Origin of the sequence: Brevundimonas sp. R86498 (assembly GCF_044598075.1) — a bacterium.
GTDB lineage: Bacteria > Pseudomonadota > Alphaproteobacteria > Caulobacterales > Caulobacteraceae > Brevundimonas.
Genome location: NZ_CP139004.1, coordinates 3,143,595 through 3,159,161, shown reverse-complemented (window position 1 = coordinate 3,159,161; position 15,567 = coordinate 3,143,595). Strand labels below are relative to the sequence as shown.

The 15,567-nt window shown below is 67.3% G+C and carries 13 protein-coding genes and 1 tRNA gene; 9 read left to right on the top strand and 5 right to left on the bottom strand.

The window, feature by feature from the left end:
- The first annotated feature begins 31 nt into the window (after positions 1 to 31).
- A complete protein-coding gene (gene manD / locus SJY26_RS15590) occupies positions 32 to 1,312 on the top strand; it encodes a D-mannonate dehydratase ManD (protein WP_396593895.1) in 1,281 nt (426 codons plus the stop codon).
- Between the two features lie 30 nt (positions 1,313 to 1,342).
- Here manD and SJY26_RS15585 read toward each other — a convergent pair.
- Positions 1,343 to 1,418 (bottom strand) — tRNA-Lys (locus SJY26_RS15585).
- A 191-nt stretch (positions 1,419 to 1,609) separates the two neighbouring features.
- Between SJY26_RS15585 and SJY26_RS15580 the strand changes: the two genes are divergently transcribed.
- The 3 genes from SJY26_RS15580 (at position 1,610) to SJY26_RS15570 (ending at position 3,812) form a co-directional block, all read left to right on the top strand.
- Positions 1,610 to 3,025 (top strand): amino acid permease, encoded by a 1,416-nt coding sequence (locus SJY26_RS15580; protein ID WP_396593894.1) that lies wholly within the window; start codon positions 1,610 to 1,612, stop codon positions 3,023 to 3,025.
- Positions 3,025 to 3,378 (top strand): Hpt domain-containing protein, encoded by a 354-nt coding sequence (locus tag SJY26_RS15575; protein WP_396593893.1) that lies wholly within the window; start codon positions 3,025 to 3,027, stop codon positions 3,376 to 3,378. The genes SJY26_RS15580 and SJY26_RS15575 overlap by 1 nt, the downstream gene beginning before the upstream one ends.
- 83 nt (positions 3,379 to 3,461) lie before the next feature.
- Entirely contained in the window at positions 3,462 to 3,812 is a 351-nt protein-coding gene (locus SJY26_RS15570) for a beta/gamma crystallin-related protein (RefSeq protein ID WP_396593892.1), read from the top strand.
- On the opposite strand, the gene SJY26_RS15565 is transcribed toward SJY26_RS15570, so the two are convergent.
- Genes SJY26_RS15565 through SJY26_RS15555 form a run of 3 tightly spaced genes read right to left on the bottom strand, consistent with a single transcriptional unit; the run spans position 3,809 to position 5,300 of the window.
- The gene (locus tag SJY26_RS15565) at positions 3,809 to 4,120 is read right to left on the bottom strand and encodes a DUF1330 domain-containing protein (RefSeq protein WP_396593891.1); all 312 of its coding nucleotides are present in this window, start codon (positions 4,118 to 4,120) and stop codon (positions 3,809 to 3,811) included. The genes SJY26_RS15570 and SJY26_RS15565 overlap by 4 nt on opposite strands.
- Positions 4,121 to 4,135: 15 nt before the next feature.
- Positions 4,136 to 4,468: a chorismate mutase gene (locus SJY26_RS15560; RefSeq protein WP_396595786.1), complete on the bottom strand. Its 333-nt coding sequence runs from the start codon at positions 4,466 to 4,468 to the stop codon at positions 4,136 to 4,138.
- A gap of 16 nt (positions 4,469 to 4,484) precedes the next feature.
- Positions 4,485 to 5,300, bottom strand: coding sequence for a ferredoxin--NADP reductase (locus SJY26_RS15555; RefSeq protein ID WP_396593890.1), 816 nt, complete (start codon positions 5,298 to 5,300; stop codon positions 4,485 to 4,487).
- Positions 5,301 to 5,416: 116 nt separating this feature from the next.
- On the opposite strand from SJY26_RS15555, the gene SJY26_RS15550 reads away from it, so the two are divergent.
- Genes SJY26_RS15550 through SJY26_RS15535 form a run of 4 tightly spaced genes read left to right on the top strand, consistent with a single transcriptional unit; the run spans position 5,417 to position 11,068 of the window.
- Entirely contained in the window at positions 5,417 to 7,660 is a 2,244-nt protein-coding gene (locus SJY26_RS15550) for a DPP IV N-terminal domain-containing protein (protein WP_396593889.1), read from the top strand.
- Positions 7,661 to 7,707: 47 nt separating this feature from the next.
- On the top strand, positions 7,708 to 9,099 hold the full coding sequence (locus tag SJY26_RS15545; RefSeq protein WP_396593888.1) for an amidase: 1,392 nt from the start codon (positions 7,708 to 7,710) through the stop codon (positions 9,097 to 9,099).
- 23 nt (positions 9,100 to 9,122) lie between these two features.
- Positions 9,123 to 10,742: an amidase gene (locus SJY26_RS15540; RefSeq protein ID WP_396593887.1), complete on the top strand. Its 1,620-nt coding sequence runs from the start codon at positions 9,123 to 9,125 to the stop codon at positions 10,740 to 10,742.
- Positions 10,743 to 10,786: 44 nt separating this feature from the next.
- The gene (locus SJY26_RS15535; RefSeq protein WP_396593886.1) at positions 10,787 to 11,068 is read left to right on the top strand and encodes a SemiSWEET family sugar transporter; all 282 of its coding nucleotides are present in this window, start codon (positions 10,787 to 10,789) and stop codon (positions 11,066 to 11,068) included.
- A gap of 6 nt (positions 11,069 to 11,074) precedes the next feature.
- Here the strand turns inward: SJY26_RS15535 and SJY26_RS15530 are convergent, their stop codons facing one another.
- Positions 11,075 to 12,442 (bottom strand): polysaccharide lyase family 1 protein, encoded by a 1,368-nt coding sequence (locus SJY26_RS15530; RefSeq protein WP_396593885.1) that lies wholly within the window; start codon positions 12,440 to 12,442, stop codon positions 11,075 to 11,077.
- Positions 12,443 to 12,592: 150 nt separating this feature from the next.
- Here SJY26_RS15530 and SJY26_RS15525 point away from each other — a divergent pair, with 150 nt between their 5' ends.
- Positions 12,593 to 15,565, top strand: coding sequence for a TonB-dependent receptor (locus SJY26_RS15525; RefSeq protein WP_396593884.1), 2,973 nt, complete (start codon positions 12,593 to 12,595; stop codon positions 15,563 to 15,565).
- Positions 15,566 to 15,567 lie beyond the last annotated feature (2 nt).

Below are 15,567 nucleotides of genomic sequence, written 5' to 3'. Positions count from 1 at the left end.
GCTGTACAGCAATCCCGTAAAGGAGTTCTCGATGTCTGCTGCCGATAGCGATCCCAATGCGCCAGAGACGGATTGGTCTGACCGCATCGGTGTGTCGCGGCCGCTGGTGATCACAGCCGCCCGTGTCATCGTCACCTCCCCTGGACGGAATTTCGTCACCCTGAAAATCGAGACCGATCAGGGCGTCTACGGGATCGGCGACGCGACCCTGAACGGTCGCGAGCTGTCGGTGGTCGCCTATCTGAACGAGCACATCTGTCCGTTGCTGATCGGGCGCGACGCCCGCCGGATCGAGGACACCTGGCAACTGCTCTATCGGGGGGCCTACTGGCGACGCGGGCCGGTGACCATGAGGGCGATCGCGGCGGTCGATGTCGCCCTGTGGGATATCAAGGGCAAGGCGCTGGGCGCGCCGCTGCACGAATTGCTCGGCGGCAAGTCGCGCGACCGGGTGATGGTTTACGGACATGCCAACGGAAGCGACATCGGGGAGACGGTCGACGCGGTCGGTCGCTACATCGATCTCGGCTATCAGGCGATCCGGGCCCAGACCGGCGTGCCCGGCTTGGTCAATGCCTATGGCGTGGGCCGGGGCGAGCTGCACTATGAGCCGGCCGATGCCTCCCTGCCGACCGAGACAGTCTGGGACACGCGCCGGTACCTCGCCCATGTGCCGAAACTGTTCGAGCGGTTGCGTGACACCTACGGTCCCGAGCCCCGGCTGTTGCACGACGGGCATCACCGCATGACGCCGCTGGAGGCGGCGCAACTGGGCAAGTCCCTGGAGCCGTTCGACCTTTTCTGGCTTGAGGATGTGACCCCGGCGGAGAACCAGGAGGCCTTCCGTCTGATCCGTCAGCACACCACGACGCCACTGGCAGTCGGCGAGGTGTTCAATACGATCTGGGACTGCAAGGACCTGATCCAGGAACAGCTGATCGATTACATCCGGGCCACGATCGTGGGAGCCGGGGGACTGACCCATCTGCGCCGGATTGCCGATTTCGCCAGTGTCTGGGGCGTGCGCACGGGCTGCCACGGGGCGACGGACCTGTCTCCGGTGACGATGGGCACGGCCCTGCATTTCGACGCCTGGGTCCCGAACTTCGGCATTCAGGAATACATGCGGCACACACCTGAAACAGATGAGGTCTTCCCGCACGACTACCGGTTCGAGGCCGGATTCATGATCCCGGGTGAGCGGCCCGGTCATGGCGTGGACATCGACGAGACCCTGGCGGCAAGGTTCCCCTATGTGCCGCGACAGCTGCCCGTCGCCCGTCTCACCGACGGCACGATGTGGAACTGGTGACGCCCCGCATAGGCAGGGAGAGAGGGACACTGGTGGGTGATGTAGGGTTCGAACCTACGACCCGCTGATTAAGAGTCAGCTGCTCTACCAACTGAGCTAATCACCCGTACCAGTCGTCCGGCGGGCCCCATGGGTGCCGCGCCGACCCCCGGACCGTTGCCGGTCGTGCGAGGGAGGGGCGGACATAGAGAGAATGGGTGCCCGACGCAAGGGTTTTCGACCTGTGTTCCGCCGGCGGGCGGGACGGTCTAACGTCGCGGACGGATTCGGCCCGGGCGGGCCGCGGGGGAGTAGAGCATGGCCTTCTGGAACCGGCGCAAGTCGATCGACGCGCTGCATCAGGCGTCGGATGGGCCGCGGCTGAAGGCCACGCTGAGCTGGCCGCACCTGCTGGCACTGGGCGTCGGTGCCATCGTCGGGACCGGGATCCTGACCCTGATCGGGGTCGGGGCGGGCCTGGCGGGGCCGGCGGTGTTGATCAGCTTCGCCCTCGCCGGTCTGGTCTGCGCCTGCGCCGCCCTGGCCTATGCCGAGCTGTCGACCATGATGCCCCAGGCCGGCAGCGCCTATGCCTATTCCTATGCGGTGCTGGGCGAGGGGATCGCCTGGATCGTGGGGTGGAGCCTGATCCTGGAGTATTCGCTGGTGGTCTCGGCCGTGGCGGTGGGCTGGTCCGGCTATGCGGTCGGCTTCCTGACCGGGATGGGGATCGACCTGCCCACCGCCCTGACGGTGGGGCCGCATGTGGCGGGCGGGGTCGTCAATCTGCCGGCCGTGTTCATCATCGCCGTGGTCACCGGCCTGTTGCTGCTGGGCACGCGTGAGAGCGCGACGCTGAACGCCATTCTGGTGGTCATCAAGGTGGCGGCCCTGATCGGCTTCGTGGCCATCGCCCTGCCGGCCTTCGATCAGGACAATTTCACCCCCTTCATGCCCTATGGGTTCGGTGCGCCCTTCGTCCAGACCGGGGTGATGGCGGCGGCGGCGATCATCTTCTTCGCCTTCTACGGCTTCGACGCCATCTCCACGGCGGCGGAGGAGACCAAGAAGCCGGAGCGGGACCTGGCCATCGGCATCATCGGCTCGATGCTGATCTGCACGGCGCTATATCTGGTTGTGGCAGCCGCCGCGATCGGGGCCCGGCCGGTGGCGAGTTTTGCCGCCAGCCCGGAACCGCTGGCGCTGATCCTGCGCGAGATGGGACAGGGAACGGCGGCCCAGTGGATCGCGGCCAGCGCCGTGATCGCCCTGCCGACCGTGCTGCTGGCCTTCCTGTTCGGCCAGAGCCGGATCTTCCTCGGCATGGCCCGCGACGGGCTGCTGCCGACCCGGCTGGCGAGGATCTCGACGCGGGGTGTTCCCGCCGTGGTGACTGTGTTCACGGCCATTGTCGTGGCCGCGCTCGCCGGGATCATGCGGCTGGATGAACTGGCGTCGCTGGCCAATGCCGGGACCCTGGCGGCGTTCGCGGCGGTGGGGGTGTGTCTGATCGTGCTGCGGCTGAGGGATCCGGGGCGGGAGCGGAAGTTCCGCGCCCCGCTGTTCTGGCTGGTCGGAGCCATCACTATCATCGGCTGTGTGGTGTTCTTCTTCAGCCTGCAGGCCCGGACCCAGCTGTATTTCCTGTACTGGAACCTCGGCGGGCTGGCGATCTATCTGCTGTGGTCGGCCCGGAATGCCCGGCTGGCCAAACATCCCGAACAGGCCGGCTGATGTCGCGCCGCGACCTGACCGGCGCGGTCGATTTCGCGGTCCTGGACCGCACGACCGGCGGCGACGATGGCGTGGCCGAGGAGGTGCTGGGCCTGTTCGTGCAGCAGGCCGGGATGTGGTCGCCGATGCTGGATGCGCGGGTCGAGGGCTGGCGCGATGCCGTGCATACGATCCGCGGCGCAGCGGCCGGGATTGGCGCCGGCGAGCTGGCGGCGGCGTGCGAAGCGGCGGAGGTGGCCGAGAAAGTGATTGCCCCGGCGCGACTGGATCATGTGCGTAATGCGCTGGACCGGGCGCTGGCCGATGTCGCGGCGTGGCGGCACGAACTGATGCTGCGTTCGCTGAAGGGGTGATTGATAACCGTGTTTCACGAAAGCGTGAATGCACAACCTCGAGACGCAAGCTTACAGTTCAGTCGTACAAACAGGAGAGTCCGATGCGTGTTCTTCTAGCAGCCATGGCCCTTGCGGTCGTTGCGACGCCGGCCTTGGCCCAGCGGGCGGCGGACGCCCCGAACTGGATCCCGGGCCAATCGCGCTCGACCATCACGATCTATACCCAGCAGGGCCTTCAGGGCGACGCGACGATGTTTACCCGTGATCAAAGTCATATCTCGGGCGGCGAGCGCGCGGTGAGCCTTGAAACCAAGGGCGGGGCCTGGGAGGTCTGCGACGGCGTCAGTTTCACCGGGCAGTGCCGTGTCGCGGAAGGCTGGACGATGAACCTGCGGGATCTGGGTCTGAGGCGCGTCCGATCGATCCGGCCGATTGTGTCGACCGAAAGCTAGGGCGCAACGCCGTCTACGACGTACACGCGTGAGGTCGAGGCGGCCTCGCGGATGCGAAGGGCGGTCTGGTACTCGGGCGAGGCACGCCAGCGGGTCGCGGTCTCGCGGTCCGGAAACTCGAGGATGACGATGCGCGCCGCCGGGGGATCGCCCGCGATGGCAGACCCGGCCCCCCCGCGCACGACATAGCGCCCGCCGTGAGCCACGACGGTCGGGGCGGCGAGGCGGGCGTACTCCGCATAGGCGTCGGGATCGGTGACGACGATCTCATGGACCTCGTAGGCCTTTGCGGTCGAGGTGTCAGACATGATGGCGGATCCTGGTCAGCGGCGTGTGCGGTCGTAGACGCCGAACTCGTGGGCGATGCAGCGGTCGATGAGTAGCCGCCAGACCGGCTCTGCGATGTCACGCGACAGGTGGTGGGCGTCGGCGGCCGCGAGCACCTTGGTGACCACATCCTCGATGCGGGCCTCGTCGTGGACGGCGTCGCGGTCCGGCTTGATGCGGGCAGCGGCATCCATGTAGCGCTGGCGCTCGGCCAGCAGGGCGACGAGGGCGCGGTCCAGGGCGTCGACGCCCTGGCGGACCTCGGCCATGGACCGGCAATCGCTCGGGTCCATGCGCGGATCGACCGCGACCACAGCCGGCTTGTGCATCATCTTGCCTGAACTCTCAGCCGACAAAGGCGCGCTCCAGGACATAGTCGCCGGGCTCGGCGTTCGAGCCTTCTTTCATGCCGAAGCTCTCGAGCAGCTCTGCGGTTTCCTTGATCATGGCCATGGACCCGCACAGCATCACCCGGTCGCGGTCCGGAGAGAAGCCGTGGGGCAGGCCGAGGTCGGTGAACACGGCCCCGGACTTGATGCGGTCGGTGATCCGGCCGGGCGTGAAAAAGTCCTCGCGGGTGACGGTCGGATAGTAGGTCAGTTGGGCCTTTGCCTCCTCGCCGATCAGGGGGTCGTCATGGATGCCGGAGGTGAAGAAGTCCCGGCAGGCCAGGTCGGCCACGTTCCGCACCGTGTGACAGACGATGACCCGGCCGAAACGGGCATAGGTGTCGGGGTCGCGCGCGACGCTGAGCCAGGGGGCCAGGCCCGTGCCGGTACCGATCAGCCACAGGGTCTCGCCGCCCGTCAGGGCGTCCAGTACGAGGGTGCCGGTCGGCTTCTTGCCCATCAGGACGGTGTCGCCCGGCGTGATCTTCACCAGCCGGGAGGTGAGGGGGCCATCGGGCACGGCGATGGACAGGAATTCCAGCTGTTCGTCCCAGCAGGGGCTGGCGATCGAATAGGCGCGCAAGACCGGCTTGGCCCCGTCCTCGCCCGGCAGGCCGATCATGACGAACTCGCCGGAACGGAAGCGGAAGTCGTCGGGCCGGGCAATCCGGAAGCTGAACAGCTGGTCGGTCCAGTGATGGACCCACAGGACCTCCAGCTCGTGGAAGGCCGAGGGTTTGGGCGGCGGCGGGGCGAGGGTGGCGTCGGTCATCCCTGCGGTGTTTAGGGGCTGGAGCCCGATCGCGAAAGACGGCGCGGCGTCTTCCCGCATGTCGGGGAGGGGAAGGGGAGTGACGCGGACAGAATCTGTCGATAGCGTCCGGCCCCATGCGCACAGCCCTGCTTGTCTCCGCCCTCGCCCTGACCGCCGGATCGGCGTTCGCCCAGACCGCCAATCCGGCGGTGTTGACCCCCGAGCGGGTCTTTTCCAATCCCGGCCTGAACGGCCCGGTGGCCCAGGGCGTGAGCCTGTCGCCCGACGGCGAACTGGTGGCCTTCCTGCGGGCCCGCGAGGACGATGTCTCGGTGCTGGACCTGTGGGCTGCGCCGACCGGGGCGGGCGAGCCGTTCAAGCTGATCGATGCGCGGGCTTTGGTGCCCGACGCGGGCGAGCTGTCGGAGGCCGAGAAGGCCCGGCGCGAACGGATGCGGATCAGCCAGCGCGGGGTGGTCGAATATTCGTGGGATCAACAGGGCCGCTACATCCTGGCCCCGCTGGAAGGCGACATCTTCCTGGCCAGCCGCGAGGGCGGGGCGGTGCGCCGCCTGACCGAAACCGAGGCCGACGAGATCGATGCCAAGGTCTCGCCCGAGGGCAATTTCGTCAGTTTCGTGCGCGATCAGGATCTGGTCGTGCTGGAGCTGGCCTCGGGCCGGGAGCGGCCGGTCACTACGGACGGTGAGGGCCTGATCACCTGGGCCACGGCCGAGTTCATCGCCCAGGAGGAGATGGACCGCGACACCGGATACTGGTGGAGCCCCAACGAGCGGTTCATCGCCCTGCAGCGGACCGATGAATCGACCGTCGACATCGTGCCCCGTCTGGACATCTCGGGCGGTGGGGCCAGCGTGGTCGAGCAGCGCTATCCCCGCGCCGGGCGACCCAATGCGGTGGTCGAGCTGTATGTGCAGGACGTGGCCGCGGGCCGGCGGGTCAAGGTCGATCTGGGGACCAATCCCGACATCTATCTGGCGCGGGTCAACTGGTCGGCGGACGGTGGGACCCTGTACGTCCAGCGTCAGTCTCGCGACCAGAAGACGCTGGATCTGCTGAGGGTCGATCCGGCGACAGGATCGTCCCGCGTTATTGCGACCCAGACCTCGGACGCCTGGGTCGAGCTGACCGACGATTTCGAGGCGCTGAAGGACGGCCGGTTCATCTGGTCCGACGAGAGCACCGGCTGGCGGCACCTTTATCTGTACGGGGCGGACGGACGGAAGATCCGGGCGATCACCGAGGGCGACTATCCGACCAAGGGGTTGAACGGCATCAATGAGGCGACCGGCGAGGTCTTCTTCACGGCCTCGATGCGGGACGGGGTGGAGACCCCGCTGGAGCAGCAACTCTTCCGGGCCAGCCTGAACGAGACCATCGCCCCGGTGGCGGTGACCCCGGCCGGTGGCTGGTGGTCAGCCAGCATGAATCGCACCGGCACGGCCTTCGTCGGCAACTATACCGATCCGGTGACGCCGCCGCAGTCCGGCCTGTACCAGGCCGACGGCCAGTTCGTGCGCTGGATCGAGCAGAATGCGCTGGACGCGGACCATCCGTTCCAGCCCTTCGTCTCGCGCCGGCCGGTGACCGAGTACGGGACGCTGGAAAGCCAGGGCGAGACCCTCGTCTGGCAGATGAGCCGGCCGGTCGATTTCGATCCGTCGAAAGTCTACCCCGTGGTGATGCAGGTCTATGGCGGACCGAGCGGCGGCGGGGTGAAGCGCGCGTGGCTGCCGGCCACGACGCAACTGTTGACCGAGGCGGGATATCTGGTCTTCCGGCTGGACAACCGGGGCGAGGGCTATCGCTCTGCCGCGTTCAAACAGGCGCTGCATCTGAAGATGGGGCAGCCGGAGATCGAGGATCAGGTTCTGGGGGCCAACTATCTGAGATCGCTGCCCTATGTGGACGACAGCCGGATCGCGATGATGGGCTGGTCCTATGGCGGGTTCATGAGTTTGATGGCCCTGACCGAGCCGGACATGGGGCTGGCCTCGGCGATCGTCGGCGCGCCGCCGACGGAGTGGAGCCTGTACGACACCCACTATACCGAGCGGTTCATGTCGACGCCGCAGGGCAATGTCGACGGCTATGCCGCTTCGGACGCCATTCCCCGTCTGGATGACCTCACTGGCCGGATGCTGCTGATGCACGGCATGGCCGACGACAATGTGATCCTGGAGAATGCGACGCGCGTGATCGACGCCCTACAGGCCAAATCCATCCCGTTCGAACTGATGCTCTATCCCGGGCAGCGGCACGGCGTGCGGGGCAACGAAAGACAGCTGCATCAATGGCGCACCTATCTCGACTTCCTGGATCGCACCATCGGGTCGCGGGCGCCGTCTCAGGACTGATCCTCGGCGGGCTGGCCGGGGCTGCGTTCGCGCAGGATCTGGCCCCGATGCTGGCAGCCCAGGCGGCCGGGGTGGAGGCCCGCTGCACGGACGTTCCGGCCAGCGTGGCCGCGGCCTGTCGGCGCGATTCCGCCAGTTCGCATGCGGTCCTGCGCTGGGCGTCCGGCGCAGGGGCGGCCGCCGGTCTGCCGATCCTGCTGAAGGACAATATCGAGACCGCCGACATGCCGACGACGGCGGGCTCGCTGGCGCTTTCCGGCAATGCGCCCGGGCGGGACGCGCCGCTGGTGACCCGGCTGCGGGCGGGGGGCTATGTCATCCTCGGCAAGACCAATCTGTCGGAATGGGCCAATATACGCTCGACGCGGTCGATCAGCGGCTGGAGCGCGGTCGGCGGCCTGACGCCCAATCCCTACGACACGACGCGGACGGCGTGCGGTTCCTCATCGGGCAGCGCTGTGGCGGTGGCCGCGGGCCTGGCCCCCGTGGCGATCGGCACCGAGACCAACGGCTCCATCGTCTGCCCGGCCTCGGTCAATGGCGTGGTCGGGTTCAAGCCCACCGTCGGGCTGGTCAGCCGGACCCACATCGTGCCCATCAGCCATTCCCAGGACACCGCCGGGCCGATCGCGGTCACCGTCGAGGACGCCGCGCGGGTGATGAACGCCATCGCCGGTTCGGACCCGCTGGACGGGGCGACGGCGGAGGCGGACGCCCGCAAGGTCGACTATGTCGCGGCGCTGGACGCCGGATCTCTGGCCGGTGCCCGGATTGGGGTGATGCGGTTCCTGGCCGGAAACTTCTCGGCGGACACCCGGGCCGCATTCGAGCGGTCGCTGCAGGCCATGCGGGCCGCCGGGGCCGAGCTGGTGGAGATCCCCGAGGGGCCGGACATGCGGGTGATCGGCGGGGCGCAGCTGACGGTGCTGCTGACCGAGCTGAAGCATGACCTGAACGCCTATCTGGCCTCGACCGACCCGGTGCAGGTGCCGACGCGGACGCTGGCAGACGTGATCGCCTTCAACGCCGCCGAGCCGCGCGAGACCGTGCTGTTCGGGCAGGAGCTGTTCGAGCGGGCCGAGGCGACCGGTGGGCTGGAGGATCCGGCCTATATCGAGGCGCGGGCGACCTCGCTGAGGCTGTCGGGAGCCGAGGGTATCAACCGGATGATGGCGGACAACGATGTGGTCGCGCTGGTCGCGCCGACGACCTCGCGGGCCTGGACCAACGACCGGGACGATGACGACAGCGGGCAGGGGTCGGCCAGCACCCTGGCGGCGGTGGCGGGCTATCCGCACCTGACCGTGCCGATGGGGACGGACCGGGGCATGCCGGTGGGGATCAGCTTCATGGCCGGGGCGTGGGACGATGCGACGGTGCTGTCGCTGGGCCATGCGTTCGAGCAGAGGACACGGGCATCGCGGGTGCCGTCCGAGTGACCGGTCCACGGGGGAGAGAGACCATGGCCAGACCCTTCATCCGCTTCGCGGCGACGGCACTGGCCGCGTTGAGCCTGGGTGCCTGCGCCGGCACGCGCGCGATACCGGGCGAGTCGGCAACTCGCCCGCTCCCCCCGATCCTGTTCACGACGGTGGCGGAGGTCGCGGACGGACGCTCTGTCTTCGAGGCGGACGGAACGATTCCCCACATCGGGGAGCGCGACGCGGGTCGGACCCGACGGTCCTCCACCCCCCTGAACGCCGTCATCACCCTGGCGGACCCGGACGACTATCCGCCGATGCACGAAATGCAGGGCCCACTGCGGACCCTGCCGATCCTGATCAAGGACAATATCGAGACGCGGGACATGCCGACGACGGCGGGGTCACTGGCGCTGATCGACAATGCGCCCGGCCGCGATGCGCCGCTGGTGGCCAGGCTGCGTGCGGCGGGGGCGATCATCGCCGGCAAGACCAATCTGTCGGAATGGGCCAATATCCGCTCGTCGGCGTCGGTGTCGGGCTGGAGCGCGGTCGGCGGGCTGACCCGCAATCCCCATGCGCTGGATCGCAACACCTGCGGCTCCTCCTCCGGATCAGGCGCGGCGGTGGCCGCCGGATGGGCCCCGGCAGCGATCGGGACCGAGACGGACGGGTCGATCACCTGTCCGGCGGCGGTCAACGGTATCGTCGGCTTCAAGCCCACGGTGGGTCTGGTCAGCCGGACCCACATCGTGCCGATCAGCCATTCCCAGGACACGGCCGGGCCGATGACCCGGACGGTCGAGGATGCGGCCATCCTGCTGTCGGTCATCGCCGGCAGCGATCCGGCGGATCCCGCGACGGTGGAGGCGGATGCGCGCAAGGTCGACTATCGGGCCGCGCTGGACGCCGGGTCGTTGAGGGGCACGCGGATCGGGGTGGCGCGGTTTCTGGCGGGCTATTCCGCCGGTACGGACCGGGTGTTCGAACAGTCGCTGCAGGCGTTGCGGGCTGCCGGGGCCGAACTGGTCGAGATCACCGGGGGGCCGGATGCCGGCGCGATCGGTGAGGCGGAGTTCACGGTCCTGCTGACCGAGTTGAAAGCCGATCTGAACACCTATCTGGCCTCGACCGACCCGGCGCAGGTGCCGACCCGGACCCTCGCCGAGGTGATCGCCTTCAACGCGGCGACCCCGCGCGAAGTGGCCCTGTTCGGACAGGAGACCTTCATCGCGGCCGAGGCCACGAAAGGACTGGACGATCCGGCCTATCTGGAAGCGCGGGCGACGTCGCTGCGGCTGGCCGGACCCGAGGGCATCGACAGGCTGCTGGCCGAGCACGGGGTCGTGGCCCTGATCGCGCCGACCAACGGACCGGCCTGGTCGATCGATGCGGTCAATGGCGACCACTATCTGGGCTCGGCCAGCCAGCTGGCGGCCGTGGCGGGCTATCCGCATCTGACCGTGCCGATGGGGTTCGTGCAGGGCCTGCCGGTGGGCCTGAGCTTCATTGGAGCGAAGTGGGACGATGCCCGCATCCTGTCGCTGGGGCACGCCTTCGAACGGGCGACGCAGGCCATCCGGCCGCCGACCTTTGTGCGGTCGGCGGATGAGCTGCCGGCCCTTGCGCCCCTGCTGGCTCCGATGGCGCGCCTTCCCTGACAGGGGGCGGGGAACCGGACACCCCGAGGCGCAGTTTGGCGGGCATGTCAGACCTGATCGCCAACGCCTTCGGCACGGCCGCCGCCCTGTGTTCCATCACCAGTTTCGCGCCGCAGATGGTCAAGATCTGGAAAGCGCGGGACGCCTCTTCGGTCTCCCTGAAGACCTATTCCCTGACCGTGACCTGTTTCGCCCTGTGGGTCGTGTACGGGGTCATGACGGGGGCCTGGCCGGTGACCTTCGCCAATTCCGCGGCGCTGGTCATGGCCAGCGGCGTGCTGGCGATGAAATGGCGCTTCCGGGACGGGGATCCGGAGGCGGCCTGACCGAACTCAGTCCGCCAGACTGTTCAGCCAGTCCTCGAGATTGGTGAAGCCGTCGCCATTCCGGTCGGACGCGCCGTCGGGGGTGCGGGGATCGAGACCGTGCATGACCTCCCAGGCGTCGGGCATGCCGTCGCGGTCCGTGTCGATCCAGGGCGTTCCGGAGGCCAGGTCCGGCCAGCCGCCAACCTCGGCCTGGCTGTCAATGATCCGGCCCGTGCCCTCACGGACGTCGGCCACGATCCTGGCGTCGACGGCATCTCGCGGGCGCGAGGCCCCGGCCGTGGCGAGCACCTTGGCGAAGGCGTCCTCCGGGCTGTCGGTGGCCGGGGACGCCCAGTCCGGGCGGCCGCTCAGGCGGTAGCCGGGGGTTTCGCCGCCGGTGACGAGGGACCAGGGATCTGCGGGGACGACGCCGTCCAGGCTGTTGGCCTCGAACCAGGCGTGGGCGAAGGCGCTTTCCTCCTCGAAAATCACCCCGCCGGTGGAGTCGGGGCCACGCCGGTAGGCGTTGGCGATGAAGGCGTAGCTGGAGGCGGTGGCCGGATCCCGGTCGGCATTGTAGCCGGCCCGGCCGGCCCCCCAGTTGTAGAAAACGTTGTTGGTGAACTCGAAGCGGGGGCCGCCCGGGTCGATGTCGGGGGTCAGGTAGTTTCCCGGCCGTGGCATCCGGGCCCGGTGGGAGGCCCAGAGGTTGTGGTGGAAGGTGAACCGCGCGCCGTGGGCCCCGCGAACGAGCGAGCCATAGCCGTGGTCGCCCTTGGCGTGGCCGGACAGGTTCAGGCTTTCGGCGATGATCGACCACTGGACCGTTACCGCGTCGATGACGCGGTCCCGGCTGCCGATCGACAGGGTCTCGTCCACGGACCATGAGGCGGATACATGGTCGAGGATGATCCGGCTGCCGCGATCGATCGTTATGGCATCGGCCTCGATACCCGTCTCGTCGCCGAGGCGGGAGCGGATGTAGCGGACGACCACATCGTCGGTGGAGATGAGCAGAGGCTGGCCTCGCAGGGTGATACCGCCGCCCGGGGCGGTCTGGCCCGCGACCGTGATCCGGGGCCGCCGGATCCGCAGAGGGGTGGTCAGGGTAATCGTGCCGCCGACGTCGAAAACCACGGTGCGTGGAACGTTCGCCTCGATCGCCTCGCGCAGACTGCCGGGTCCGGAATCATCCAGATTGGTGACCCTGAGCACGACCCCGCCCCTGCCACCCGGGGAGAATCGTCCGGCACCCTCGGCTCCGGGGAAGGCGAGGATCTCCTCTGCGGCCCCGACCTTGACCGGACCGGCGGTCGCACAGCCCGGGCCAGCGGCGAGAAGCCCGGCGATGACCACTGCTTTGAGCGTATGGCTTGCAATATCGCCGTTCATGGGGTTAGGCTCGCATTGATACCGGTGTCAGGACGGACTTCGTTCGGAAATGATACCGGTGTCAATCGGCTTCGGAGCTGGCTCCGCGACCAAAAGATTACAGACCGACGATAACGTCGGCACAATGACATGACCTTGGGAGGAGGCACTATGTATCAGTTCACCAAGGGGCGCCCATGCGCGCTCCGTCACGGCCTGACCGCCGGGGTTTCGGGGCTCGCGATCGCACTGACGGTCGGAGTCGCTGCCGCATCGGCCCAGACTACACCGCAGGACGCGCCGGCCGATCAGGTCGATGAAATCGTCGTCACCGGCTTTCGCGGCAGTCTGAACGCCGCGCTCAACATCAAGCGCAATGAGGCGGGCGTGGTCGACGCCATTGTGGCCGAGGACATCGCCGATTTTCCGGACTTGAACCTGGCCGAGTCGGTTCAGCGGATTCCGGGGGTGTCCATCGACCGAGATGCCGGCGAAGGGCGCTCGATCACTGTGCGCGGCCTGAGCTCGGACTTCACCCGCACACGCATCAATGGGATGGAAGCGCAGGCCACCACGGGTGGCACGGACTCGTCCGGCGGTGCCAACCGCGGCCGGGGCTTTGATTTCAATGTGTTTGCCTCGGAGCTGTTCAGCTCGATCAAGGTGCGCAAGACCGCCGCAGCCGAGACTGAAGAGGGATCACTGGGGGCCACGGTCGATCTGCAGACGACCCGCCCGTTCGACTACGACGGCTTCACCATGGCCGCCTCGGTGCAGGGCGGCTACAATGACCTTTCCGAAAACTACGACCCCCGCGCTGCGTTCCTGCTGAGCAATACGTTCGCGGACGGCACCTTCGGCGCCCTGGTCTCGGTTGCCTACAGCCAGCGCAACACGTTTGAGGAAGGGTTCAGCTCCGTGCGCTGGGCTCCCGCCTTCGGAAGCGGCAGTTCGGGTGGTTTCTGCTCCCCGCTCGGCGTCACGCCCCAGAACTCGGGGAACAGCGGCGGCACCGGGGCATCAGCCGCGAACTGCGCCACCGGGCTGCCGCGGGCGGCCAATACCCCGTCAAATGTCGCCGCCTACAACACTGCCAACCAGAACAACGTCTTTCTGCCGCGCCTGCCACGCTACGGTCGTCTGACCCATGAGCAGGAGCGGCTGGGGGTTACGGGGTCGCTGCAGGCCCGCCCGCGCGAAGGCACGACCTTCTCGTTCGACATGCTGTACTCGAAGCTGGATGCGACGCGGCAGGAGGATTTCCTCGAGAGCCTGTCGTTCAGCCGCAACGCGGCAGCGGGGGGGCAGACCCAGATCGTCGTGCGCGACGCGGTGGTGGAAAACAACGCGCTCGTCTACGGCGTCTTCGACAATGTCGATGTACGCTCCGAACAGCGGTTCGACGAACTGTCGACCGAGTTTACCCAGTTGAGCTTTACCGCCGAGCATGAGTTCACCGACAAGGTGCGCGGCCGGTTCTTTGCGGGCCGGGCGGAGTCGGTGTTCGAAAACCCGGCTCAGACCACGGTGACCCTCGACCGGCAAAACTCGGCCGGCTATTCCTGGGACTTCCGGGGCAATCCCGATGCGCCGGTGATCGACTACGGCTTCGATGTCACGGATCCGGCCAGTTGGTCCTGGCGTGAGGTCGGGTCTTCAACCCCGCGCTCCGAGATTCGCATCCGTCCGAACGGTGTGACCACGGTGTTCGAGACCTTCTCGGGCGATCTGACCTACGATCTGTCCGACTGGCTGACGATCAAGGCGGGTGCCAACTACAAGACCTTCGCGTCCAAGTCCTACGAATTCCGGCGCACGGACGAGACGGTGGTGCCGGCCCTCCCGGCAGGGACAACGGTGGCGGACATCTCAACCCTGCTGACCGGCTATGGTCAGGGTCTGACCCCGGCCGGCGTGGATACATCGTGGTTGATCCCCGACCTCGATGCCGTGGCCGCGCTGTTCAATATCTACTGCAACTGCGACACCGGTGTTCCGGGTGGTGACTTCCGCCTCGGCAGCATCACCGTCGGGAACGCGAGAGGGGGCAACCGCAACGTCGAGGAAGAGGATCTGGCCTATTACGTCCAGGCCGACTTCAACACCGATGTCTTCGGCATGCCGTTGCGCGGCAATCTCGGCGTCCGTCAGGTCAACACCAAGCTTCTCGCCGAGGGCTTCTCGTCGATCGGCGGCGGGTCACCGGTGTCGGGCACCAACGAGTATGACGACACCTTGCCGTCGCTGAACCTGGCCCTCGAAGCGACGGATGATATTGTGGTCCGCTTCGGCGCGGCAAAGGTCATGGCGCGTCCGCAGATCAACAACGGTCTGTCTGGTGCCAACTATCTGGTGCCCACGACCTCGCTCAACGCGACCGGACCGAATTTCAGCGCCACGATCGGCAATGTGAACCTCGAGCCGTTCCGGGCGAAGACCTACGACTTCGGCGTCGAATGGTATTTCGCGCCGGAAAGCCTGCTGTCCTTCGCCTGGTTCTACAAAGACATCGACACCTACATCCAGATCATCCGTCAGGCGCTGCCCTATTCGGAGCTGACGGCGCAGAACCCCTCGGCCTTTGCGCCGGGCTTTTGCACCGGTGTCTGCTCGCCATCGACCGAGTTCCAGCTGACTTCGGCAATCAACACCGACGGCGGGCCGCTGAAGGGCTTCGAGATCAGCTACCAGCAGCCGTTCTCCTTCCTGCCGGGTCCGCTGGATAACCTCGGCATTATCCTGAACTACACGCACGTCGAGTCCGAGATCGACTATTGCGACGGCGTGGCCTGCACGACGTTCATCACGGAGGACCTGGCTGCCCTGTCGCCCACGGCCTATAACGGCACGCTGTACTATGAGGACGAGCGCTTCTCGGCCCGGGTGTCGGCGTCCTATCGCGAGGCCTATCTGCAGAACATTCCGGGGCGGAACGGAAACGCGCTGGAAGGCAAGCAGGAGACGCTGAACTGGGACGTCTCGGCCAGCTACAACCTGACAGACCAGATCAGCCTGACGTTTGAAGGGCTGAACCTGACGGACGAGGAGAACCACCAGTATGTCGGCGACGACAGCCGGCAGTCGACCTCGGTCTACCACCACACGGGACGCCAGTTCTACGTGGGGGCCCGTTACCGCTACTGACT

Excerpts from the sequence above, each read along its gene's own strand:
- SJY26_RS15545 (WP_396593888.1), top strand. The coding sequence starts at position 7,708 with ATGCTGGCAGCCCAGGCGGCCGGGGTGGAGGCCCGCTGCACGGACGTT.
- SJY26_RS15570 (WP_396593892.1), top strand. The coding sequence starts at position 3,462 with ATGCGTGTTCTTCTAGCAGCCATGGCCCTTGCGGTCGTTGCGACGCCG.
- SJY26_RS15530 (WP_396593885.1), bottom strand. The coding sequence starts at position 12,442 with ATGAACGGCGATATTGCAAGCCATACGCTCAAAGCAGTGGTCATCGCC.
- SJY26_RS15575 (WP_396593893.1), top strand. The coding sequence starts at position 3,025 with ATGTCGCGCCGCGACCTGACCGGCGCGGTCGATTTCGCGGTCCTGGAC.
- SJY26_RS15560 (WP_396595786.1), bottom strand. The coding sequence starts at position 4,468 with ATGCACAAGCCGGCTGTGGTCGCGGTCGATCCGCGCATGGACCCGAGC.
- SJY26_RS15580 (WP_396593894.1), top strand. The coding sequence starts at position 1,610 with ATGGCCTTCTGGAACCGGCGCAAGTCGATCGACGCGCTGCATCAGGCG.
- SJY26_RS15555 (WP_396593890.1), bottom strand. The coding sequence starts at position 5,300 with ATGACCGACGCCACCCTCGCCCCGCCGCCGCCCAAACCCTCGGCCTTC.
- SJY26_RS15535 (WP_396593886.1), top strand. The coding sequence starts at position 10,787 with ATGTCAGACCTGATCGCCAACGCCTTCGGCACGGCCGCCGCCCTGTGT.
- SJY26_RS15550 (WP_396593889.1), top strand. The coding sequence starts at position 5,417 with ATGCGCACAGCCCTGCTTGTCTCCGCCCTCGCCCTGACCGCCGGATCG.
- SJY26_RS15525 (WP_396593884.1), top strand. The coding sequence starts at position 12,593 with ATGTATCAGTTCACCAAGGGGCGCCCATGCGCGCTCCGTCACGGCCTG.
- SJY26_RS15565 (WP_396593891.1), bottom strand. The coding sequence starts at position 4,120 with ATGTCTGACACCTCGACCGCAAAGGCCTACGAGGTCCATGAGATCGTC.
- manD (WP_396593895.1), top strand. The coding sequence starts at position 32 with ATGTCTGCTGCCGATAGCGATCCCAATGCGCCAGAGACGGATTGGTCT.
- SJY26_RS15540 (WP_396593887.1), top strand. The coding sequence starts at position 9,123 with ATGGCCAGACCCTTCATCCGCTTCGCGGCGACGGCACTGGCCGCGTTG.